Below are 23,724 nucleotides of genomic sequence, written 5' to 3'. Positions count from 1 at the left end.
GGAAGTGTTGCCGCCTTGACAATCATGCTATCTCGCTCGACTCTCGGTCAGAGTGGCATCGCTTTTCGGTGATTCGGATGCCTTGGGTCCAACAGTTTCTTCTGACGCGACCAAGTCCAGAGCCGACAGCAGCGCATCGCCCTCGACCGGCCCATGCAGCAGCAGTGATCTTCCCGTCAGGCTGTCTTCCAGCCGTACGGTAGGCGTGGCGTTGATGCCGCTGCGCAGGGCCTCGTCGGCCTGTGCGCGAACGATGGCTGCGGGGCGGTCGCTGTCCAGGCAGGTCCGCATGGCGGTCGTCAGACCTGGCCAGGCATGATCGGTGGGCAGCCCCTGGCCATCGCCCCGGGTGTTTTGGTAGAGCCATGCGATCGCATCGAAGAACGCCTCGTGACCTTGCGCCTCACCTGCGCACTCGGCCACGCGGGCCAGCCGACTCGCCTCGGGATCGTGCATCGCCAGCGGCAGGTGATGCCACCGCAGGCTGGCCTCGGGATGGGCATCAATCCAGGCCATCAGGGCCGGGTAGTAGGCCTTGCAGAAGGGACACTCCAGGTCGGCGTACAGCGTCAGCGTGAAGCGCGCATCGGCTGGGCCGTGACGCCAGGGTGGGCCGGCCGGATGCGCCTGCGCGGCCTCAGGCCCCGTGCGTGGTGCCGGCGCACCGGGCGTGCGGTGCAGGAGCCAGCCCAGCAGGCCGGCTACAAGGATGCTGGCGACCACCCAGGGCAGCCGTGGCAGGCGCCCGGCGCGCTTGCGAATGGCCTGGGATCGGCTCGGCAAGGTGGTTTGCTTCGAGGACATGACGCGCTCCGGTCATTTCGGCAGGAACAGCGGCGGCGATGCGATGCCACGCGCCTGGTCGATCTTTTCGGCCACCTTGAAGGCGGCATCCAGTTCGCCGATGCCGTACTGGCGCATGAGCTGGTAGCGCTCGGCCTTCTCTTCCGGTTCGGTCTGCGCAAGGGCCAGATAGAGGCTGGGCGGCACGGCGCGGAACAGCACTTCCATCGACTTGGACAGGATGACGCCCTCGCTGAACTTGCCCGCCTCCTTGCGCGCGGACAGCATCAGCGCCTTCTGCGCGGGTGAAAGTTCGCGGAACCTGGCGATCTTCTCCACCTCGTCGGGCGGCATCGACAGGCAGATCCACCACTCGATCATGTTGAGCATGGGCTCGGCGGCCTTGGGCAGGTCATCGATGTTCTGCGTCGCCAGCCAGTACCACGCACCGAGCTTGCGCCACATCTTGGTGATCTTGACCACGTAGGGCGCGAGCAGCGGGTTCTTGGTGATGATGTGGCCCTCGTCGGTGACGTTGATGATCGGCCGGCCCAGGAACTGGTCGCGCTCGGCGATGTTGTTCACCGTGTTGATCAGCGAGATGTAGGCGATGGAGAGCTGCGCGTTGTAGCCCTCGCGCGCGAAGGTGGCCAGATCCACGATGGTGATGTCCGCCTCGGGCCAGGGCGTGCCCGGACGGTCGAACATCTCGCCGTCTGCGCCCTGGCAGAGCATGTCCATCGCATCGGCCATCTCCAGCAGCCGCGCGCGCCGGGCATCCGGCAGGTTGGCGTCGCGGGCGCGTTCGCGCAGCGCGTCGCGCACGTCGCGGGTCAGCACCGTGCGCGCCTGTGCCACGCAGCGCTGGGCGGCGTCCAGGATGCACTGGCGAATCAGGCTGCGGTCGGCGCGCGTCATGCGCGCTTCCTCCTTGTCCTCGCCGCCGGTGATCATCAGCCGGGCGGTGATTTCGAGTTCGCCGAGCACGTCGCGCTGGTCATCCCCGTCGTCGGCCGGATGGGTGTCGCCGTCCTCGTCCAGAGCGTCGGCATCCAGCGTCTGCACCTGGCCCGGTGTATCGACCAGGCGCCAGGCATCGGCGAATGGCGCCAGGCTCACGCCCGCGCCGGGTGCCAGCTTCACGCGATGCACGCTCAGGCCCAGCCGAGCGGCGAAGTCACCGAACAGGCCAAAGCTGTTGCCGGCCTCGACGATGAACAGCCTGGGCCGGTAGATCGCCGTGACCTGGTTGAGGATGTTGTTCAGCGTGGCGCTCTTGCCGGAGCCGGTGGGGCCGAAGAGGAACAGGTGGGCGTTCATCTGCCGGTCGAGCCGGTTCAGTGGATCGAAGGTGATCGTGCCGCCGCCCCGGTTGAAGAAGGTGATGCCCGGATGGCCGGTGCCCTGGCTGCGCCCCCACACCGGCGCCAGATTGGCCGCGTGCTGCGCGAACATCAGTTGCGTGTACCACTGTCGCTTGTCCGCCGCCGGGTCGAACAGACAGGGCAGCCAGCGCAGGTAGGTGTTGAGCGGGGCCACCTCGTCCTCTTCGCGCACCGGTTGCAAGCCCGCATTGAGCATGACATTGACCAGTTGCAGGCCGCGGGCGTCGAGCTGCGCCATGTCGCGGCCGCGCAGGTAGAACGCCAGCGTGCCCCGGTACAGCTTGTGCGCGCTGCCGATGAGGCCGCGGGCCTGCAGCACGTCCTGGCGCGCCTGTTCGCTGGCGAGCGTCTCGCCAACCGCCTTGCGGGCCAGGTGGTTGAGGTGCGCCTCCAGCACATCCTGCGGCGTGGCGACCAGAGTCAGGCACATCACCGTGTCCTCAGGCATCTGGTCGAACAGCGCGTTCATCGCATCGCCGCCCTTGCGCGTCTCGCCGGTCACGTGTCCGGTCGCGGGCGGCGAGCGCAAGCGGTCCATGACGATAGCCCGGTGCGGCATGCCGTCGAAGAACCACAGGCCGCGGGCGACATCCGAGCGCGGCTGACCGAAGAACAGGCGTTGTGCGAAGTCACCGCTGGCCAGTTCGATCTCACCTTCTTCCCGTTCCTCCGGGTAGCGGGCGAGCGCGTAGAAGCGTTCCCGGTCTTCGGCCGTGCTGCCCAGCGCGCCGGGATTCGGGTTGAACCAGCGCAGCAGCCAGTCGTGAATGTCCGCCGCGCCAAGGCGCCGGGCCTTGACGCCGGCATTCGCCAGGCCGCCGACCAGGCGGTCGCAAATCGTCGCCAGGGCCTGCTCGGGCGATTGCCCCCGCCGGGCCGATGCGGCGTCCGGGGTGCGCCGATAAACCACCATGCGCACGCGCCGGGTCTGGCCGCGCCACGGCAGGCGTGTGACCGTGGTGTCCTCGAACAGGCCGCCCGGCTTCGCGATCGCGCGCAGATGGTGCCCGAAGAAGCGCAGATAGAACTCGCTGAACGCGCTGCCCTGCGCGCGTGGATGCAGGTACGCCCCCAGCGTGCGCAGGTAGTGGTCCCAATCGGCTTCGTCCTGCGCGTAGAGCTGCACCACCCACGGGTTCTCGTCCAGTTCGTCGAAGGAGTCCTGCAGCGCATTCTCCAAGGCATCGCGGGCCTGCCAAAGCCAGGCGGTCTCGCGCCCTTCGGTACCGATCGGCTGCAACTCGAAGAACGCCGCCACCGATTGGCCATCTTCGAGCAGCATGCTCTTCGTGGCCGGCAGGTACTCGACCCAGGGCAGCAGGTCGGCGAAGGACGGCGCCACGTCGTAGAGCGCCGCGTGGTCGGCCCGCGTCGCGGGTCGCCGATGATTCGACCCAAGGGCGGCGCCAGGTGCGTCGATGCCGTGCGCAGCGAGGCGGTCGACATGCCGCGTCCAGGCGTCCGGCTCGATGTCGGCCTGGACTGGCCTGGGGGCCGGACGACGCGGCCACGGCAGTCGCCAGCCCATCAGTAGTCCTCCAACCGCTCGCCGGGCATCGCGTACTGCACGCGCTGGTAGAGCGGGAAGACGGTGCTGTAGCCGGGCACCGGTACCGGGTCGGTGCCGGCCAGGTGCGGAAAGACGTACATCACCAGATCGGGGTTCGGCAGTCGATGGAATTGTCGCTGGATCTCGTTCGCTGCCGTGCGGGTGTAGGCCGCGTTCCGGGCGGGCGCCGCGAGGGTGTCAGCGTCGGTCAGCGGGCGGCGCAGGTCCTGGCGTGCGTCGAGCAGCAGGCGGCCGGCCTGGCCGCCGCTGTAGCCGCCAGTCTCGTGCTGCCAGACGTCCTGCATGGTGTGCTCGCCCCGGGGCAGCAGCTTTTCCGAGCTGGTGGCACAACCCGCGAGAACGGCGGCGGCGAGGAGGACAAGGGGGCGGTCAATCCAGGTCCGATGCATGCGCTTCTCCCATGAGGTGATTCACCCGGCGCCCCTTGGCGTCGTGGTCGATGGCGATCGGCTGCTCCAGGTGCACGGCCACCCTGGCGCCGGGCTGCACGTAGACCGCCGCGAAGGCCTGGCCGTAGAGCTTGTTGACCCAGTCGGCCATGTCGCGCACGCCACCGGCCAGGATGCGGCCCATGGCCTCGTTGCCCGAAATGCCGACCGTGCCCAGCGAACCGCTGTTGTTGGCGACCACGGCCACGCTGCCGTTGTCGGACTTGATGAGCGAGGCGGCGCCTGCGCCGGCCGCGGTGATCAACGCCTGCGATCCCAGGTACTGCTGGGCATTGCTGCGGCGCTCGCCCGAGACGCACGGGATGCCGTAGGGATCGCTGATCCAGCCCAGGCCATCCAGCAGACTGGTGCTGTTCTGGCTTCGACTGCGCTTGCCGTCGTCCTCCGGCACCGTGCGGATGGTGCCGTCGCTGAATACGAAGGTGATGGAGCGGACCTGCCCACGCACGCACGAGAGCGTCCAGTCGCCCGAGGCCGTGCCGCTGACCACCGCACCGGCCACGTCGGGAATCTCGATGCCGTTGGCCGCCAGGTTGTCGGCCCCGATCAGCACCTTGAAGGGAAACGGGTCGTTGACGGTGCCGTCGATGGGAATGCGACCGATCAGCGCGGTCATGGCGACCGAGCCCATCAGCGTGGCATTGGCGGGCACCGTATAGACCGCCTGGGCGGTGCCGCCAACGGCTTGCGCAGTCCTGTCGCTGACGGCCTCCGCCGCAGCCGACAGCTCCGGCGAGGCCGGGCCGAAGCTGGAGGGAAAAGCGGGCAAGCGCAGGCTGCTCGAACCGCCCTTCGGATCGGGCCGGGCGTCATCCGGTTCGATCCAGCGCATGCCGCCATCCTTGAGCGGTCCGCCGTCATGCCCGTCCAGTCCAAGGCCGATCGGCAGGTCGGCGACATCGCCCTTGCCGGACAACCCGTCCAGGCGGCGCTGCAAGTCCTGCATCAGCCCTTGCGTCTGCTGCCGGTCGCTGGCGGCCTGGGTTCGCTCCTGTTCCAGGCGGCGGCGTTCGCTGTCGAGGGCGTTCTGGATGCGCTGGTCGATCGCACCCTCGCGGGTACGCAGGCGCTCGTTCTCCGCCTTGTGCTGGCGGTTGTCGCTCAGCGCGGTCTGCAGCTCGGTGCGGAGCTGCTTGACCTGCGCAACCAGGGTGGCGACGGTATCGCGCGGGGTGTCGCCCGCGATGCCGAGCGCCTTCATTTCTTCGGGAGTGAGCTGCCCCGGGACATCCGGCTTGCCGGGTGCAGCGTCGCTGCCCGAGAACAGCCTGGCGCCGACGAATACCAGCAACAATGCCATCGGAATCAGCAGCCACTTCAACAGGGGATTACTCCTCATCGGACGTCCTCCCCGCAGCGGCGGCCGGCGGCAAGTTCGTGCCAGCATCGATGGGGCTGAGCACCGGCATCAAGGACTCGGCCAGGCCACGGCCGCGCGTGACCAGATAGACCACCGTGGTGTCGGTCGAAGCGCCCGCCGGCCCCAGGTCGGGATGCTGGAAGGTCGCGGCCACGAAGTCGCCTTGCAGCACCCTTGGATCGAGATCGATACGGTGAGGTGAGGTGTTGATCAGGCGCACGGCGGTGACCCACTGGTCTTCGAGTCGCCAGGCCGCCAGCGCCCGCGCCTTCAGCGGCAGCGTTGGCAGCAGTGTGTCCAGCGCGAGCGGGCGCCGCAGCGGCACGCGCCCGATGCCGGCCACGGGCTCGACGGTGCGCAGCGGCGCGTAAAGGTTCTGCGCCGCGTAGCGCGTCAGGACAACGGTTATCGGCGTTTGCCGACTCCTCGCGGGTCGCACTGCTTGGGTTGGACCGGCGGCAGTGTCACCGCCGGCCTCCGCAGCGGCGTCCTGCAGGACGATGCGTACAGGCTCCAGCGGCTGCTCGCCTTCCCGGGCGTCCGTGGCTGCGATGTCGACCAGCACGATGGCGCCGGATTCCACGTCCTGCAGTTGCAGCCGCGTCGGCGCGATGGCCTCGCTGGCGCGCAGGTAGATGGCTCCACCCGCGCTCTGCACGCGCAGCCGCTCGCCCAGGCTCGGGGGCAGGCCGACACGCACGTTGCGGTCGATGAAGACCACGCGCTCCTGGCCGACGACCAGCGGGACGGCCAGCGGTAGCCGCTGCCAGCGCAGGATCTCGATGGCATGGCTGTCCGGCACCAGGCCGAAGCCGAGGGCCAGGCTCGCCACGATGGTGAAGACGTGGTGTTTCATGGGTTGCCTCCCTGCGAAAGGCCGCCGCCGGGCGTGCCGGACGGAGGCACTGCCGGCGACGGTGCCTCAATCCGCTGCGGCGCGCCGTCATAGCAGTCCAGCGCAAGGCCGAAGGGGTTGTGCTGGGGATCGACGTCCAGCCGCACCACTTTCAGCGGATAGCGCACCAGGGCCCGCTTGACCTGCTCGGCGCCGTAGTATTCGTCCGCGCTGACATCGAGCGTGACGATCCAGTCGCGGCTGGAAACCGTCTTTACCCGCATCGTGGGGTTGTCGCCAAAGCCGCGCCCCGGAATCTCGTAGATGCCACGCACCCGCTGGCGCAATTCGCCACTGCTGCGCCGGTGCTCGTAGTCCTGGCGCAGGAAGGCCTGGCAGGCCGGTGTGAAATAGGCCGCCAGCGCGTGGAGGTTGCGCGGGTAGTCCTGCTCACCATCCGTCGGCCAGCGCTGGACCTGCTGCCAGACGTAGAAGGCGAACGCATAGACATTCTCGGGCGGCACATCCCACCAGGCGCGGGTGCTGCCCGAGCGCAGATCGGGGGGCACGTGGATCGTCAGTTGCCTCGGCGCACTCCACCAGCCGAAACCGAGCAGCAGCGCCACCACGAACAACGCACCGGCGCCCAGGCGCAGCGTGCGCACATGGGCCTGCAGGTGATGGACTTCGTTCCTGAAACGGCTCATGAGGCGGCTGCTCCGCGTGAGCGCCGGGTGGTCCAGTACCCCGAGCGCGTGATGAGACGGTGCCCACCGAGCCAGGACGCTGCCAGCGGATGGCGCAGCGCCAGGCGCCACTGCAGTTGCCGGTACAGCCAGGTGTCCGGGCGGCCGCGCTTCTGCCTGCGCAGGAAGCCGCCACCACCGAACACGCCAGCCGCCACGCCGGCCACGATCAGGGTCGGCACCATGGCGACGCTGTGCGTGGCCCAGGCCAGCGGCACGCCGGCGATGAACCCCGCCACCGCGGACAGGCCGGCGCAGATCCAGAGTTCGTCGGCGGTCAGGCCCCTCACCACCACGGGCTGCCGGTTCAGCCTGTGCGGCAGGAAGGTGACCAGCCCGTCGCGCGCGATATCGTTCAAGGCAGCCATCGCCGCTCAGAGCACGCCGGTGGCCTTGGTCAGCAGCCAGATACCGACCACCAGCAAGATCGCACCCACGGCCACGGTGAGACCGAACTGGCCCCAGGTGGCGCGGCCAGTATGGATTTCCGAGTAGCGCGTATAGGCGTGGTAGCACACACCGACGAACATCGAGGCGACCACGAGGAGCGCGATCAGCAGCACGATGTCGTAGCCGTAGTTCTGCAGCGTCTGCATGATGCCGCTGCCCTGGCCGCGCGAGGGGTCCTCGATGGTCGGCAGGCCCTGCGCCCGGGCCGCCAATGGCAAGCCCATCAGCATCAATGGCGCGAGGATGGTGGTGGCAACGCGATGGGGAATCGGAGGGGTCTTCATGGCGGTAGGGCCTTTCGTGGTGGTCAGGACAGGAGGAAATAGGTCAGCACCAGGTACATCGCGACGAATCGCACAACGACACCCAGGAACTGGCGCTGGGACAGGCGCTGCTCAGCCCACCCGGTGTAGGCGGTACGCATCGCCCACACGCCCCACAGGAGCAGGACGGCGAACACCAGGCCGAGCACCACCGTGGCCACGGCGGCGGGGGCGAAGCCGCCATTGGCCTGGAAGGCGCTGACCTGGGCGGCGTTCATTGGGGTGCCTCCTGGTCGGAGGGCGGGCTGGACTGGCGGTAGTCACCAGACAGCTCGACCGGATCGCGCGGCTGGGCGCGCGGCGGCGTCAGGTAGTCCTGGATGCCCGCCCGGACGCGCTGAAGATCCTCGCGCAGGCGGGCATGGTCGAAGTGGTAGCGGGCGCGCTGCTGCTGAGCGGTAAGGACGGCGTGCTCGGCCTGGCGGTCAATCAGATCGATCTGGCGAACCAAAGCCGCAAGCTGCTCGCGTTCGATGGCATCGTCTGACGCGGTGGCGGGTTGCCCGGCCGCAAGCAACATGGCCAGCAGCGACCATGCGAGCGTGTAACGGTTGGGTTGCGCCATCGAGCCATTCCCGTGAATGCGGATGGCCAGATGCTGTTCCGTCGCCGGCTTCGGTGCCGCCGTGAATGCGAAATGCGGTTCGACCGGATTCCATCCGATAGCTGCTCATTCGGGGCTGGATGCAGCCGCCGATGATTGGTCATCGGCCGGGGTTCGTTGGTAGAATTGAGCAAACTTGGCAAGCGAAGGCTATGAAAGATCAACCGAGACGGTTTTCAGATGACTGACGCCGAAAGCGAAATCCTGACGCTTGAAGAAGTCGCGGCATACCTAAAAGCCGGTAAGCGGACGGTCTATCGCCTGGCTCAAAGGGGAGAGATCCCGGCGTTCAAGTTGGGAGGGACGTGGCGTTTCCGGCGATCCGAGCTGGATCGCTGGATTGCTAGCAGCATTAGCAAGATGAAACCGGAGACGGACTGAGTCTGGAAAGGCTAGCAGCCGACTACGCCTGAGACATAAGGGGGAGACCGCAGTTGACGACAACACAGCTCTTGACACCGCATCAACGTCAGTACGTTGCGTGGCTGCTCACGCGCCGTGCGGCGGGCGATTCCGTGGAATCGCTGGCCTCAACACTGGTCGACTCGCAGGTTGATCTCAATCCACATCAGGTGGATGCCGCCCTCTTCGCCTGCCGCAATCCCCTTTCGCGCGGTGTGCTCCTCGCTGACGAAGTGGGGCTCGGCAAGACCATTGAAGCAGGGTTGGTCATCTCTCAGCGCTGGGCCGAGCGACGCCGCAAGATTCTCATCATCGTCCCGGCCAACCTGCGCAAGCAGTGGCACCAGGAACTGCAAGACAAGTTCGGCCTGCAAGGATTGATTCTCGAAGCCAAAAGCTACAACGCAATCCGCAAGCAGGATCGACAGAACCCTTTCCTGTTCGCCTCCGGTCCGGTCATCTGCTCCTACCAGTTCGCCAAGTCCAAGGCTGACGATGTCAAGAGCATTGACTGGGACTTGGTCGTCCTAGACGAAGCGCATCGCCTGCGCAACGTCTACAAAACCAGCAACGTCATTGCCAAAACACTCAAGGAGGCGTTGTCGCACGTTCACTCCAAGGTGCTTCTGACCGCAACGCCGTTGCAGAACTCGTTGCTCGAACTCTATGGGCTGGTCAGCTTCATCGATGATCGCGTGTTCGGAGACCTTGACAGCTTTCGCTCCCAATTTACTGGCCGGGAACAGGCCTTCAACGCCTTGCGTGACCGACTGGCCCCCATCTGCAAGCGCACTCTGCGCAAACAGGTTCAGCCCTATGTGTCGTATACGGCGCGCAAGGCCATCATCCAGGAATTCACGCCGTCAAACGAAGAGCAGGAACTATCCAGACTCGTCGCTGATTACTTGCGTCGCCCCAACCTGAAGGCCATGCCTGAGGGTCAGCGCCAGCTGATTTCACTGGTGCTATGGAAGTTGCTCGCGTCCAGCTCGCACGCCATCGCAGGCGCTCTGGAGACGATGGCCAAACGGCTTCAGGGAGTGCTTGACGAAATTGCCGAGATTCCCGATCTGGCCCAAGAACTCGACGAGGACTACGAGTCGCTGGACGAAACAGCTGATGAGTGGAGCGAGCAGGAAGCCGCTTCTACGACGCCGAGCCGCTCAGAGCGGAATGCCATCGCGCAGGAAATCGAAGAACTTCGCCACTTCAAGGCGCTGGCAACCAGCATCCGCGACAACGCCAAAGGCAAGGCGCTGCTCACTGCGCTGGATCGCGCCTTTGCCGAGCTGGACCGGTTGGGCGCGGCCAGAAAGGCCATCATCTTCACCGAGTCCAAGCGCACACAGGAGTACCTCCTCAGCTTGCTGGCTGACACGCCCTACGGCGACGGCATCGTGCTCTTCAACGGCACGAACAGCGACCAGCGTGCGCAGGCGATCTACAAGGACTGGCTCAAACGCCACGAAGGCACTGACCACATCACCGGCTCCAAGACTGCCGACACTCGTGCGGCACTGGTTGAGCACTTCAAGGAGCGCGGCAAGGTCATGATTGCCACCGAAGCCGGCGCCGAAGGCATCAACCTTCAGTTCTGTTCGCTCGTCATCAATTACGACCTGCCGTGGAACCCTCAGCGCATTGAGCAGCGCATCGGGCGCTGCCACCGTTACGGACAGAAGCACGACGTGGTGGTGGTGAACTTCGTTGATCTCAGCAACGAGGCGGACAAACGCGTCTACGAATTGCTGGCGCAGAAGTTCCAACTTTTCGAGGGCGTGTTTGGCGCCAGCGACGAAGTGTTGGGCGCAATCGGTTCGGGTGTCGATTTCGAGCGACGCATCGCTGATATCTACCAAAACTGCCGAGAGCCCGAGGAGATTAAATCCAGTTTCGAGCAACTCCGACTTGACCTTTCGGGAGAGATCAGCGACGCCATGGTCAAGACGCGCCAGCTCCTCTTGGAGAATTTCGATGAGGAAGTGCAAGCCAAGCTCCGTGTCCGCGCGGAAGATAGCCACAGCGCCCGGAGCAGATTCGAGCGGATGCTGATGGAGCTGAGCTGCGCGGAACTGGGCGAATTTGCCAGCTTCGATGACCACGGCTTCCTCCTGCAGCGTGTGCCGGACGGCTTTGATGCCAGTGCACGCGCTGGAATCGTACTGGGACGTTATGAGTTGCCCCGTCGCTCCGGCGACGCACACCTGTACCGAATCCATCACCCGCTGGCTTCATGGGTCACCGAGAAGGCCAAGGCCCGTACGCTTGAAGCTGCGAAGCTCGTGTTCGACTACGACGCATACGGTACCAGGGTGAGCACCCTGGAGCCTTATCGCGGCAAAGCGGGATGGCTCACACTGAAGCTGATCGAAGTCGATGCGTTGGGCAACCAGGAGCAGCACCTGCTGGTAACGGCCATCACGTCGGATGGCATCACTTTGCTGGAAGACGATCCCAGGAAGTTACTGCGCCTGCCCGCCGTTGCCCAGCCGCCCAGCCTGCTCAGCAGCGCGGCCGACTCCGCACTGGCGTCCGACGTCGAAGCCCGCAAGGCCGAGCTGCTGCGCGAGATCAATCAGCGCAATCTCGGTTACTTCGAGCAAGAAGTACAGAAGCTGGATGCGTGGGCTGACGACCTGAAGTTGGGCCTTGAGCAGGAAATCAAAGAGATCGACCGGCAAATCAAGGAGGTGCGCAGCACTGCCGCCACCGCGCCGACGTTGGAAGAAAAGCTGTCCTGGCAGAAGAAGCAACGGGAGCTTGAGGGCAAGCGGAGCAAGCTCCGCCGCGATCTGTTCTCCCGGCAGGACGAAGTGGAAGCACAGCGCAACGGGCTCATCGGCCAGTTGGAATTGCAGCTTCAACAGCAAGTGGAGGAGCACATGCTGTTCACCATCGAGTGGGAACTGAAATGATGACAAAAAGAGAGATTTCTCGGGGTGCAGTTTGGAGGCAGTGGGACCTGCATGTCCATACGCCCGCATCATTCCATTGGTCGGGAGAGAGGTTCGAAAACGACCTCTCCTCTGCGGCGAGCAAGAAGCTGGTCGATGAAATGATCGAGGCCATGAACAAGGCAGAACCTGCTGTGTTCGCGATCATGGACTACTGGACATTCGATGGCTGGTTCGCGCTGAAGCAACGACTCTCTGACGCGGACGCGCCAAAGCTCACAAAGAAGGTCTTTCCCGGGATTGAGTTGCGGCTGTCAGCGCCCACCGAAAAGCGGTTGAACGCGCACGTCATATTCTCAGACGAGATCGCCGATCAATATCTGAAGGATTTTCTTGCCAACCTCAAGATCGAGCGCCTTGATCGCTCCGTATCCAAGGACGCACTTGTAGATCTCGCTCGCACGACTGCCGCCGATATGCTGGCAAAGAAGGGGCACAAGAAGGAAATTGTCGAAAGCGACTACGCGGATGCGCTGTTGGCTGGGTACAAGTTGGCTGAAGTAAAAACGGAGAGCTACAAGAACGCGATTGCAAGTGTTCCGAATGAGTTCGCGATTGGGTTCATGCCATACGACACCAGCGACGGGCTTACCGAGGTTAAATGGGAACAGCACTACTCCTATTTCCTCGGGCTCTTTGAATCGTCACCTATATTCGAGTCCAGGAATTTGGACCTGAGAACAGCTTTCCTGTGCGAGAAGACATCGACCAACCACGCCTGGATCGACAATTTCAAGCACGGGTTGAAGGGTATCCCCAGGCTCGTGGTGGCAGGCAGTGACGCTCATTGCTTTGTTGGCGCCGCCGGGAATGATGACAAGCGGGGCTACGGCGACTTCCCTTCAGGGAAAAGAACGTGGATCAAGGCCGACCCAACGTTCCACGGCCTCAAGCAAGCTATTCTTGAGCCGGCGAAGCGCTCCTTCATTGGTGACAGGCCGCCCAAGGTTCAAGAAGTCGAGTCCAACAAGACTTTTTACATCGAGTCTATCGAGATTAGCAAAACAGTGGACAAAGCTGGCGTCGGGCAGTGGCTGCACGGCTGTGACATCCCCCTGAATCCCGATCTTGTCGCCGTCATTGGGAACAAGGGAAGCGGCAAGAGCGCTTTGGCGGATGTCATCGCGACGCTCGGCAACTCCAAACAATCCAAGCACTTCAGCTTTTTGAAGAAGGATCGCTTTTGGGGCAAGACCGGCGAGCCCGCGCGGCACTTCACCGGAACGCTGACCTGGCGAGACGAAAGCACCGAGTCCAGGCCGTTGAATGAGTCGCCATCAGAGGAGAAGGCGGAGCTTGTTCGCTACATCCCGCAGGGCTACTTCGAAGAGCTTTGCAATGAGCACGTATCGGGCAAGTCGAACGCATTTGAGAAGGAGCTGAGGTCAGTGATCTTCTCCCATGCGAGTGAAGAAATGCGGCTTGGCGCACTCGACTTTGATCAGTTGACCGAACAACAGGAGCAATCGCTCAGGAATCGATTGGGTGAGTACCGTAAGGAGCTGGCATCGACCAACGCAGACATCGTTCGCATCGAGGAGCAGCTTCAACCCATTGAGTTGAAGAAACTCACCGATCTGCTCTTGCTGAAGGGGAAACAGATCGAGGAACACGACAAGCTGAAGCCTGCGGAGGTCGCGGCGCCGACCGAAGCAATGAGCCCCGCGCAAAAGCAAGCGGCTGAAGGCTTGGCTGCAGCAACTCAACAGGCCGAAGCCGCCAGAAAGCGCAGCCAAGAGATTGCTGGCGAGACCACGGAACTGGCCAAACGCCAAAAGGCCATAGGGAATATTCGCGAGCAGTTGAGGTTGCTTCAACGATCTTTCGATCAAGCCGAAAAGGCCGTCTCCGACGATATCAAACTTCTCGGCTTCGCCTGGACCGACCTCGCTGCCATCGAAATCAAGACCGCCGTTCTGGACCAGAAATCGACCGATTTGGCAACGAAGCAAAGCGAGATAAAAAACGAGGCCGAAAAGCTGGCGGAAGCCCTCAATGCCGTCACCGCAACTCAGCAAGGTCTCACAGCAAAGTTGAACGCTCCGCAACAGCAGTATGAGGCCTATCAGCGCCAGCTTGCGGAATGGAACGCAAAGCGCGACGAACTCATCGGCTCAATCACCGAGCCTGAGACCAAGGTCGGATTGGAAACCAGGATCGAGCAGATCAAGGAACTTCCGCAGCAGCTGAAGGATTTGGAAGCGAGGCGTTTGCAGCTGTCCGGGGAAATCTTCGACACTCTTGATGCACAGCGGCGTGCGCGCGCGGAATTGTTCAAGCCGGTGCAGGACCTGATTCAGAAGAACGTCCTGATACGCGAGGACTACAGGCTGCAGTTTCAGGCAACGCTGGCGGCATCCGCTGATGCTATCGCCGACCAATTGTTTGCGCTGATCAAGCAAACCTCGGGTGACTTTCGCGGGCAGGACGACGCGCTGGCGACCATCAGAAGACTGTTCGATGGCCATGACCTGAACACCAAGGACGGGGCGCTAGGCTTCATTGCTTCCTTGCACGAAAAGGTGTTGGCCGCTGCGAAGGCATCCGGTTCAGATGCCGGAATATTCAGCTTGCTGAAGAAGGGGCAGCCTGCCACGGCAGTCTATGACCTCATTTTTGGCTTGAACTTCCTTGAGCCTCGGTACTCGCTGCTCTTCCAGGACACACAGATCGAGCAACTGTCTCCTGGCCAACGTGGCGCGCTTCTGCTGATCTTCTACTTGCTGGTGGACAAGGGAAAGACCCCCATCATTCTCGATCAGCCGGAAGAGAATCTTGACAACGAGACGGTGTTCCGTCTGCTCGTTCCCGTTCTCTCCGAAGCCAAAAAGCAGAGGCAGATCATCATGGTTACGCACAACCCCAACCTGGCGGTTGTTTGCGATGCAGAGCAAATCATCCATGCGAGGTTCGACCGAGCGTTGGACTCCACCATCAGCTATGAATCGGGAGCCATCGAGAACACAGGGTTGAACGAAGTCGTCGTGACCATACTGGAAGGTACGAAGCCCGCGTTCGAGAACCGATACGGGAAATACCATTGACATGTCGGCACTCGAACCTCAGTACATGACCATCCTGAAGAAGGTTCTGGCGGAACGCTTCGTTCCGTTCCTTCCGCCCCTTTTGGGCGCGGCGAAGCCGGAGGATCAGGCGGCCAAGCAGCTCTCGCGCGCCTTCAGCGCTTTTGCGCTGCACAAGCTACTCAACATTACGCCGAAGGACGCTGCTGCCTCCGTAGTGGACGATTTCAACGACAAGGGGCTGGATGCAATCCACTACCACGCCCCCACGGAAACGCTCTACCTCCTGCAAACCAAGCTAAAGGAATCCGAGCAGTTCAAGCAGGATGAAGCCCAATCGTTCTGCACCGGCATCCGGCTGCTGCTGAAGCAGGATTTCAACGGGTTCAATGGGAACGTCCAGAACCGCAAGACCGAGATTGAAGGCGCGCTCGATGCGTGCAGCCGCATCAAACTGGTCGTGCCCTACACCGGGGACGGCGTGTCGCAATCGGCCATCGATGCGCTGCAAGTGCTGCTGGACGACGATGACCTCGACGAGGAGCGGCTCGACAAGCAGGTCGACTACTACGCGGCAGCCGACATCACCCGCGACCTTCTGGCGGAGCAGGCATACCCGCCGGTTCATACCGACATCGCCTTGCAGAAGCACGCCAAGGTGGAGACCCCGCGCACAACGTACTACGGCATCGCCCGCTTGATCGACCTGGTCGCGCTGCACAAGGACAAGGGTAAGGCGCTGTACGAGCGCAACATCCGCTACTTTCTAGGCAGCAGCCGATCCGACGTCAACAAGGCAATCAAGGCGACCCTGCGCGACGACCCGGGCAGCTTCTTCTACCTCAACAACGGCGTGACAGCGGTCTGCGACGAGATTGAGCTGAAGGGGAAGAACCCGAGCAATGGGTTCCGGAAGTTCAAGGTTCGCGGTCTGTCCATCATCAATGGTGCGCAGACGGTCGCGTCCGCCGCCGAGTTCGTGGCCCAGCACCCGAGCAGCAACATCGACGATGCCAAGGTGATGCTCACCTTGATCAAGGCCCCGGCGGACGGCCCGTTCGGCAAGCGCGTCACCAAGGCGCGCAACCACCAGAACCCGGTGCAGACGGCGAACTTCGCCTCGCTGGACGAAAACCAGGAGCGGCTGCGGCAGGAGATCGCGCACCTCGGCTTCGCCTACCACTACCGTCCGGAAGCCTCGGCGACCGGCCCCCAGGCCATCTCGCTCGACGAGGCGCTGCGCGTGCTCGCCTCGCGGCAGGACGATCCGCGCTACGCCGTCTGGCTCAAGAGCGAACCGGCGCGACTGGCCAATCCGGAATCCGCCGAGTACCAGGCATTGTTCCCGGCCACCCTGACCGGCGTGGCCCTGGTCAACGCGGTGCTCTGCCACCGGGCCATCCGGACGTTGGTGGTGGACTACGAGCAGAAGGCGGCGGCGCGCAGCCAGGAAAAGCTGATCTACCGCCACGCCATTCACGTCATCACGTGCGTGATGATGAAGCGGCTGCGCCAACGCATCAGCGCGGCCGCCGTCATCGACGCCGCAACGATTCCCGGCTTGATCAGCCAGCCGCTTGATCAGCTGCGGCAGCAAACCTTCGACCTCGGGCGGCAACGCCTACTGGGCGAGGGGCCACTGGCCTACTTCCGCAATCAGGGCAGCGTCGCGTCGTTCATGGCTGATCTGATGGAAACGCACTTCGCGCTGACTGCCGACCCGACGCTGCCCACTCTGCGCAATATCAATTCTGCGGCGGATGCTTATCCGCGCAAGCGCCTCTTCGACTACCTGTCGAACCTAGCACCACAACTTCAATAGCGACCGAGGGGCTTAATGAAGTTCGAAAAGCTAGACATAAACGGCCACATCATCCTTCGAGCAATGCTCGAACTTGATAAAGACGCTGATACGCTTGCGCAAGCTCAGTCTGCCAGAAAGGCAGAAAAGGTTCATCGAGATGCTCCATCAGGACGACGAAGAAGTATCGATGAGGTGAATAGCCAAAACTATCTCGGAACACTCGCCGACATCGTTTGCGCACGCCTGCTAGAGGGGTACTTCAAAAAACACTGCCTCAAAATTGATGTTGTCAGATATGACGACATCAGGACGGACGATTTTCAGGATCACGACCAATACGACATAAAGCTATCCACGCAAGGCCGCGAATACCTTGTTGAGATCAGGTCATCGGTTTGCATATATTTATCGCTGGCAGCGATGATAAGCAGGTGGCAAATTCTCGGGCCATACATTTCTTCCGCCAAAGGCTCAACGGAAACAGCGAAGCCTTTTTACCTTAGGCCAATTTTTCACCTATCCAGCTTCGAAGAGAATAAGAAGACAAACGGCTATCAGAGAACAACCGCCCCCGAGTTAATCAGAAGCGGCGATCTTCAACTCTATTTTGTTGGCGGGGCAACAAGCGGGATACTGGAGGAGAAGGGAAGAAATGAAGCGGGCCAGGAACTAAAGCAAGGAAAGGCCGAGTTTCGGGTGCTTGACATTACTGACGGCCTCGATGCGAAAGAAATGCTTGATACCATCGGGCAATTGGCAGCCAAAGAACCTACGGATAACAGGTATGACAAAACAAAAACTTGAGCTCACTTGGATTGGCAAGGAGCAAAGACCAAAATTAGAGCCGCGCATTCTTCTTGAAGATCCACAGAAGTCGTACCACGCCCAGCATCGCGTGACAGAGAACGACATCTTCGATAACAGGCTGATCTTTGGGGATAACCTGCTGGCTTTGAAGGCTCTCGAGCAAGAGTTCTCGGGGAAGGTGAAGTGCGTGTTCATCGATCCGCCATACAACACGGGCAGCGCGTTCGAGCACTACGACGATGGCCTCGAACACTCAATCTGGCTGGGCTTAATGCGGGATCGACTCGAGATCATCCGACGCTTGATGTCCGATGACGGCTCGTTGTGGATCACGATTGATGACAACGAGGCTCATTATCTGAAAGTACTATGCGACGAGGTTTTTGGCAGGTCTAACTTCGTTCGTCATGTTACTTGGCAAAAAAAGTACAGCGTAAGCAACAACTTTAAGGGGGTTGCATCAATCACGGATCACGTGCTGGTTTATAGGAAGTCCCCATCGTTTAGCAATCGACTCCTACCACGTTCCACCGAAGCAGCCGCACGCTACTCCAATCCAGATAACGACCCTCGCGGACCGTGGAAGGCTGTGGATTATTTGAATCAAGCATCCGTAACTCAGCGAAAAAACCTGGTCTATGACATTCGTAATCCATTTACAGGTGAAATAGTCAAAAACAAGGTAAAGGCGTGGAAATACGAAAAGGAGACGCACGAAATTCACGTCAAGGAAAAAAGGCTTTGGTGGGGATTACACGGAGAAAACTCAGTTCCGGCACTGAAGCTTTTCCTAAGTGAGGTCCGGGATGGAATGACCCCCCACAACTGGTGGCCGCACACCGAGGCTGGCCATACAGACGAAGCCAAGAAGGAGAGTATTGCGTTGTTCGGCGCTGATATGGTTTTTTCCACGCCCAAGCCCGAGCGACTGCTAAACCGAATCATTACTCTGGCAACCGATCCTGGGGATCTTGTCCTCGACTCCTTTGCCGGTTCCGGTACGACCGGCGCAGTGGCACACAAGATGGGCCGCCGCTGGATCATGGTTGAACTAGGCGAGCACTGCCACACGCACATCATTCCCCGCTTGAAGAAGGTAATCGATGACAAAGACAAGGGCGGAGTCTCCGAAAGTGTCGGATGGTCAGGTGGCGGTGGCTTTCGCTATTACAGCCTCGCGCCCAGCCTGATCGTCAACGACCGCTGGGGCAACCCGGTCATCAATCCTGCATACAACGCTGCCCAGTTGGCGGAAGCGCTCGCCAAGCTGGAGGGGTTCACTTACGCGCCCTCCGAGGTGCAGTGGTGGCAACACGGCCACTCCAGCGAGCGTGACTTCATTTATGTCACCACGCAGAGCCTATCCGCCGACCAGTTGCAGGCGCTGTCCGAAGAAGTGGGAGCCGACCGTAGCCTGCTCGTGTGCTGCTCCGCCTTCCGGGGGGTGACAGCAGCGCAAGCTGCGGAACGCTGGCCGAACCTAACGCTGAAAAAGATTCCAAAGATGGTGCTGGCGCGCTGCGAATGGGGCCATGACGACTACAGCCTCAACGTGGCGAACCTGCCGATGGCGAAGCCCGATCCCGTTGCGGCTTCGGCCACCGCCGAGGTCTACAAGAAAACCAAGAGCAGGAAAGTACCCGCTGGACAGGGCGGTCTGTTTGGGGAGAATGAATAATGAACAGCCGCGTCCTGCACGCCGTCACCGGTCGTCTTTCTCTTCGCGCGCCGCAGGAGGAATCTCTTAAGCGGCTGGTTCGCGCGCTCGAAGCCTCGCCCGACCTGTTGGGCCACGAGCGAGATGTTGCATCCATTCTTTCCTCGCTGAAGGCCGAATTCCCCACGCTGGAGGACTTCGAGCGCGAATTTCCGTCACTGTGCTTTGCACTGGCAACAGGCGTGGGAAAGACGCGCCTCATGGGAGCCTTCATCGCCTACCTGCATCTGGCTCACGGCATCAACAACTTCTTCGTGCTCGCGCCCAACCTGACGATCTACAACAAACTCATCACGGACTTCACGCGCAACACGCCGAAGTACGTGTTCAAGGGGATTGCCGAGTTCGCGCAGCAACCGCCGCTGATCATCACCGGCGACAACTACGACCAGACCGGCGCGGCGGTGGATGATCAGCCACAGGGCTTCGCCCACGACGTGCGCATCAACATCTTCAACATCTCCAAAATCAACTCCGAGGTGCGCGGCGGCAAGGAGCCGCGCATTAAGCGGATGAAGGAAGTGCTGGGCGACAGCTACTTCAACCATCTCGCGAACCTGCCCGACCTCGTGCTGCTGATGGACGAGTCGCATCGCTACCGCGCCAGCGCGGGTGTGCGTGCCATCAATGAGCTGAGGCCGCTGTTCGGCCTGGAGGTGACGGCGACGCCATTCGTGGAGTCCAGCAAAGGACCGGTGCCGTTCAAGAACGTGGTGATGGACTATCCGCTGGCGCGGGCAATGGAGGACGGCTTCGTCAAAGAGCCTGCCGTGGTCACCCAGCGCAACTTCGACGCCAAGGCGCACACGCCCGAGGAGATCGAGAAGACCAAGCTGGAAGACGGTGTGCGCCTGCACGAGACGACCAAGGTCGAGCTGCTCACCTATGCCCGCGAGAACGGCGTCAAGCCGGTCAAGCCCTTCATGCTCGTCATCGCTCGCGATACCACGCACGCAGGGCAACTCTTGGCGCTGCTGGAGTCGGAAGCCTTCTATGAGGGGCGCTATCAGGGCAAGGTGATTCAGGTCGATTCCAGCCGTACCGGCGCGGAAGAAGAAGAGATGATCACCCGCCTGTTGGCCGTGGAGAGCGTGGACGAACCGACCGAGATCGTGATTCACGTCAACATGCTCAAAGAGGGTTGGGACGTGACCAACCTCTACACCATCGTGCCGCTGCGCGCCGCCAATGCCCGCACGTTGATCGAACAATCCATCGGACGTGGCCTGCGTCTGCCCTACGGCAAGCGCACGGGCGTCGCGGCGGTGGATCGCTTGAACATCGTCGCACACGACAAGTTCCAGGAGATCATTGACGAGGCCAACCGCGGCGACTCGCCGATTCGCCTGAAGCAGGTCATCCTCGATGCGCCGAGCACCGACGATAAGAAGGTCAGCGTGCAGGTCCAGTCCGGGGCGGCGGCGCGCCTCGGTCTTACGGAAGCCCCGGTCGTGGTCACGGGGGCTTCAGCCACTGACAGTGGAGCGAAAGTCTCCGTGGCCCAACCGGTGTTCACCACGGAGGCGGAGAAGCAGGCCGCGCGCGTGGTCATGGACGTCATCGGCAAGTACGAGGTCAAGCGCGATCTGGTGCCCACCAGCAGCGCGCTGCTGAAACCCGAAGTGCAGAAGGAAATCCTCGCAGAGGTGGCGGAACGGTTGAAGCCGCTGCAGGGCGAATTGCTGGCGGGCGTGGATGCATCGGCCTCCGCTCTTGATTTGTCCGCCGTGGTGGCAAAGACCACCGAGATCGTGGTGCAGCAGACCATCGACATCCCGCGCATCGCGGTGGTGCCGACTGGCGAAGTCACAACGGGCTTCCACGCCTTCAAGCTGGATGTGAGCCAGCTCCATCTCCAGCCGGGTGAGCGCGAGATCGTCGGGCAGATGCTGCGCACCAACGAGCAGTTCACCCTGGCCGCCGAGGTCGGGCTCAAGGAGCAGCGCCCAGAGGACTACATCGTCCACGCGCTGGTGGACTTCGACGACATCGACTACTTCACCCACGCCGACCTGCTCTACGACCTCGCGGGCCAGATGGTGCAGCACCTGCGCAGCTATCTGTCCGAGGATGAGGCCATCAGTGTCCTCGATCGAGACCGCCGCCTGATCGCACGGGAGATCCACGCGCAGATGATGGCCCACTTCTGGGAGGAGGCGACGGAGTACGAAGTGCAGGTCAGTCGCGGCTTCACCGAACTCAAGCCGTGCAACTACACCGCTACGGCGGGCCAAACGGCTCACCACTTCCGGGAGACCGTGACCGAGACCAGTCGCATCAAGCAAATGCTCTTCGGTGGCTTTGCGCGTTGTCTGTACCCGCTGCAGAAGTTCGACTCGGATACCGAACGGCGCTTCGCCGTCATCCTGGAGCGCGACGCGACGAAGTGGTTCAAGCCCGCGAAGGGGCAGTTCCAGATCTACTACAAGCTTGGCACCGAGCAGCCAGAGTACATCCCCGACTTCGTGGCCGAGACGGACGCGACCATCTTCATGGTGGAGACGAAGGCGCGCGCCGACATCAACACGCAGGAGGTTCAGGCCAAGGCCGCTGCCGCCATGCGCTGGTGCAAGCACGCGTCCGATCACGCGGCGAGCGTAGGCACCAAACCCTGGAAGTGCCTGCTGGTGCCCCATGACGAAGTCAGCGAGTCGAAACGGCTCGCGGATTACCTGCGCTACGAGGTCAAGGCGTAGTCCAGCTACCGTCGCTCACCCACGGAGATTCCGATATGAGTCGTGCTCATCTGCGCTTCCAGGTAGATTCCCGCCTCGCCACATTGTTGAGTCAGGAGTATCCCTCGTCCGAGCGAGCGTTGAAGGAACTCGTGGACAACGCATGGGATGCCGACGCAGAGCAGGTAACGATCCTCCTCCCGAAGCCTCTGAGTGGAGAACCTCTTGTCATCCAGGATGACGGCACTGGCATGACCGAGGAAGAGCTGCGCCGCCACTATCTGTCGATCGCATCTGATCGGCGCTCCCGACGCGGGGAGCGTACGGCCGGAAAGAACCGTTTGGTCAAGGGGCGTAAGGGCATCGGCAAGTTCGCCGGGCTCATGGCCGCAGCGGTGATGACGCTTGAAACCCGGGCGCGTGGTCGGTTGTGCCGTATCACCTTGCGGCTGGACGATCTGTCCCAAGTCGAAGACATTGAACAGTTGAATATTGGCCTGCAGAGCGATCCTTGTAGGCCGGAACTGCATGGCACGACCATTACGCTGAGCGATCTGCATCAGGGCCTGGCTTATCCGGATGCCAATCGGCTGCGCCAGATCCTTTTGCAGGACTACGGGCGACAGGATGACTTTGCCATCACGATCGACGGCAAGCGGCTCGACGTCGATGATGTATCCGGTAGCTACTCGGAGCAGGAAGAGGAACTCCCAGGTGCCGGCAAGGTAAAGCTGCGTTTCTCTATCAGCGACGGCAAGTCCGGGTTGCGTCAGCCAGGTATCACTTTGCGTGTGGATGGCAAGGCTGTTGGACGGCCTGGGTTCTTCGGCCTGGATCAACGAGATGACTTTCCATCCAAGCTGCTGCGAAAGCTCTACGGCGAGATCGAAGCAGATGGACTGCGCGACCACATCACGGCGGGCTGGGATGCGGCGGTCGAGAACAGCGAGCTTCTGAAAGAAGTTGAAGGCTACGTCCAGCCTATCTTGCGAGAAGCCTATGAGCAGCAGTACCGGCGCGAAATTCAGTTGGCGCAGGCTCGCCTGCAGAGAGCGATCCTCACGCGCTTGTCGGCTCTGCCAGAGCACAAACGTGCATTTGCCGATCGTGCGATCAAGAAGATTCTCGACAAGTATTACGGTGAGCCGGAGAGCAAAGTCGAACCGGTGGTAAACGTGCTGTTGGAAGCGATGGAGCGTTCCGACTACCGTATTCTTCTGGAGCATATCGCGGAGGCAACGCCGGGCGATGTCGCAGGGGTAGCTGAGCGCCTGGATGAATTTGGCTTGGCGGAGATGGCATTCCTCGTACAGCAAGCGACGGCTCGTCAGGTCTTCCTTGATCAACTGGACGGCCTTGCCCGTGATGCCGCCACGACGGAAGCCGTCTTGCACAAGGCACTGGAGCGAAACTTGTGGGTATTTGGCGCCGAATACTCGCTATTCAGCTCAAACAGTACGTTGCGGCGACAAGTGGAAGATGTCCTCGGCAAGACCTACACAGGCGACAAAGCCGACAAACGCCCCGATCTGCTTCTCAACGAGAACCTCGGTGGACAGTACCTGCTGATCGAGTTTAAGCGGCCGAGCCACGCGCTGAAGCACGAAGATTATGTGCAGGCGATTGGTTACCGGCACGAACTGGCGAAGTATCTGGGTTCCCCGATTCAGGTTCTGCTCGTCGGCGGCAGTCGCTCTTCGGATTTTCCGACGGACAATCGTGAGCCAAATGTCGAGGCTCGGATTTTTAGTCAGGTCATCTCCACCGCGCGGCGGCAGATTGAGTGGCTGCTACGTACAGCGGAGACATGTTCAAACTGATCCCCATGTCTCGATGA

The 23,724-nt window shown here is 61.9% G+C and carries 18 protein-coding genes; 8 read left to right on the top strand and 10 right to left on the bottom strand.

What is annotated here, in order from left to right; translation table 11 throughout:
- Nucleotides 1-27 precede the first annotated feature (27 nt).
- From AC5P6S_RS02505 to AC5P6S_RS02460, 10 genes are read right to left on the bottom strand one after another with little or no spacing between them, the layout of a single operon-like run.
- Nucleotides 28-804, bottom strand: coding sequence for a thioredoxin domain-containing protein (locus AC5P6S_RS02505; RefSeq protein ID WP_282490289.1), 777 nt, complete (start codon nt 802-804; stop codon nt 28-30).
- A gap of 12 nt (nt 805-816) precedes the next feature.
- Entirely contained in the window at nt 817-3,696 is a 2,880-nt protein-coding gene (locus tag AC5P6S_RS02500; protein ID WP_282490290.1) for a conjugative transfer ATPase, read from the bottom strand.
- Nucleotides 3,696-4,127: a TIGR03751 family conjugal transfer lipoprotein gene (locus AC5P6S_RS02495; protein WP_104727348.1), complete on the bottom strand. Its 432-nt coding sequence runs from the start codon at nt 4,125-4,127 to the stop codon at nt 3,696-3,698. Before AC5P6S_RS02495 ends, AC5P6S_RS02500 begins: the two co-directional genes overlap by 1 nt.
- On the bottom strand, nt 4,108-5,526 hold the full coding sequence (locus AC5P6S_RS02490) for a TIGR03752 family integrating conjugative element protein (RefSeq protein ID WP_227364608.1): 1,419 nt from the start codon (nt 5,524-5,526) through the stop codon (nt 4,108-4,110). The genes AC5P6S_RS02495 and AC5P6S_RS02490 overlap by 20 nt, the downstream gene beginning before the upstream one ends.
- Nucleotides 5,516-6,403, bottom strand: a complete 888-nt coding sequence (locus AC5P6S_RS02485; protein ID WP_320524252.1) for a TIGR03749 family integrating conjugative element protein — start codon at nt 6,401-6,403, stop codon at nt 5,516-5,518. The genes AC5P6S_RS02490 and AC5P6S_RS02485 overlap by 11 nt, the downstream gene beginning before the upstream one ends.
- The gene (locus AC5P6S_RS02480) at nt 6,400-7,089 is read right to left on the bottom strand and encodes a PFL_4703 family integrating conjugative element protein (RefSeq protein ID WP_320524253.1); all 690 of its coding nucleotides are present in this window, start codon (nt 7,087-7,089) and stop codon (nt 6,400-6,402) included. Before AC5P6S_RS02480 ends, AC5P6S_RS02485 begins: the two co-directional genes overlap by 4 nt.
- Nucleotides 7,086-7,496 carry a TIGR03750 family conjugal transfer protein gene (locus tag AC5P6S_RS02475; RefSeq protein ID WP_009463352.1) on the bottom strand — a complete coding sequence of 137 codons (411 nt, stop codon included), beginning with the start codon at nt 7,494-7,496 and terminating at the stop codon, nt 7,086-7,088. Before AC5P6S_RS02475 ends, AC5P6S_RS02480 begins: the two co-directional genes overlap by 4 nt.
- Before the next feature lie 6 nt (nt 7,497-7,502).
- Entirely contained in the window at nt 7,503-7,862 is a 360-nt protein-coding gene (locus tag AC5P6S_RS02470) for a TIGR03745 family integrating conjugative element membrane protein (RefSeq protein WP_096219574.1), read from the bottom strand.
- Nucleotides 7,863-7,885: 23 nt separating this feature from the next.
- Nucleotides 7,886-8,119, bottom strand: a complete 234-nt coding sequence (locus AC5P6S_RS02465; RefSeq protein WP_009463356.1) for a TIGR03758 family integrating conjugative element protein — start codon at nt 8,117-8,119, stop codon at nt 7,886-7,888.
- Entirely contained in the window at nt 8,116-8,466 is a 351-nt protein-coding gene (locus tag AC5P6S_RS02460) for an integrative conjugative element protein, RAQPRD family (RefSeq protein ID WP_021446996.1), read from the bottom strand. The genes AC5P6S_RS02465 and AC5P6S_RS02460 overlap by 4 nt, the downstream gene beginning before the upstream one ends.
- Before the next feature lie 219 nt (nt 8,467-8,685).
- Between AC5P6S_RS02460 and mads1 the strand changes: the two genes are divergently transcribed.
- Genes mads1 through AC5P6S_RS02420 form a run of 8 tightly spaced genes read left to right on the top strand, consistent with a single transcriptional unit; the run spans nt 8,686 to nt 23,707 of the window.
- A complete protein-coding gene (mads1, locus tag AC5P6S_RS02455; protein ID WP_009463360.1) occupies nt 8,686-8,886 on the top strand; it encodes a methylation-associated defense system helix-turn-helix domain-containing protein MAD1 in 201 nt (66 codons plus the stop codon).
- Between the two features lie 53 nt (nt 8,887-8,939).
- Nucleotides 8,940-11,822 (top strand): SNF2-related protein, encoded by a 2,883-nt coding sequence (locus tag AC5P6S_RS02450; protein ID WP_320524254.1) that lies wholly within the window; start codon nt 8,940-8,942, stop codon nt 11,820-11,822.
- Nucleotides 11,819-14,905 (top strand): TrlF family AAA-like ATPase, encoded by a 3,087-nt coding sequence (locus AC5P6S_RS02445; protein WP_495204452.1) that lies wholly within the window; start codon nt 11,819-11,821, stop codon nt 14,903-14,905. Before AC5P6S_RS02450 ends, AC5P6S_RS02445 begins: the two co-directional genes overlap by 4 nt.
- A gap of 25 nt (nt 14,906-14,930) precedes the next feature.
- Nucleotides 14,931-16,706 carry an AIPR family protein gene (locus AC5P6S_RS02440; protein WP_226302232.1) on the top strand — a complete coding sequence of 592 codons (1,776 nt, stop codon included), beginning with the start codon at nt 14,931-14,933 and terminating at the stop codon, nt 16,704-16,706.
- A gap of 15 nt (nt 16,707-16,721) precedes the next feature.
- Nucleotides 16,722-17,492, top strand: a complete 771-nt coding sequence (locus AC5P6S_RS02435; RefSeq protein ID WP_222821571.1) for a hypothetical protein — start codon at nt 16,722-16,724, stop codon at nt 17,490-17,492.
- Nucleotides 17,473-19,173, top strand: coding sequence for a site-specific DNA-methyltransferase (locus tag AC5P6S_RS02430; RefSeq protein ID WP_222821572.1), 1,701 nt, complete (start codon nt 17,473-17,475; stop codon nt 19,171-19,173). Before AC5P6S_RS02435 ends, AC5P6S_RS02430 begins: the two co-directional genes overlap by 20 nt.
- Entirely contained in the window at nt 19,173-21,908 is a 2,736-nt protein-coding gene (locus AC5P6S_RS02425; protein ID WP_320524257.1) for a DEAD/DEAH box helicase, read from the top strand. The genes AC5P6S_RS02430 and AC5P6S_RS02425 overlap by 1 nt, the downstream gene beginning before the upstream one ends.
- Before the next feature lie 35 nt (nt 21,909-21,943).
- Complete coding sequence (locus AC5P6S_RS02420; RefSeq protein WP_320524258.1) at nt 21,944-23,707, top strand: ATP-binding protein; 1,764 nt, start codon at nt 21,944-21,946, stop codon at nt 23,705-23,707.
- Nucleotides 23,708-23,724 lie beyond the last annotated feature (17 nt).

The organism is Stenotrophomonas sp. YJH_SMC_119 (assembly GCF_059368315.1).
The sequence above is the reverse complement of the archived record's forward strand: the minus strand, read 5'-3'. Positions and strand labels throughout refer to the sequence as shown.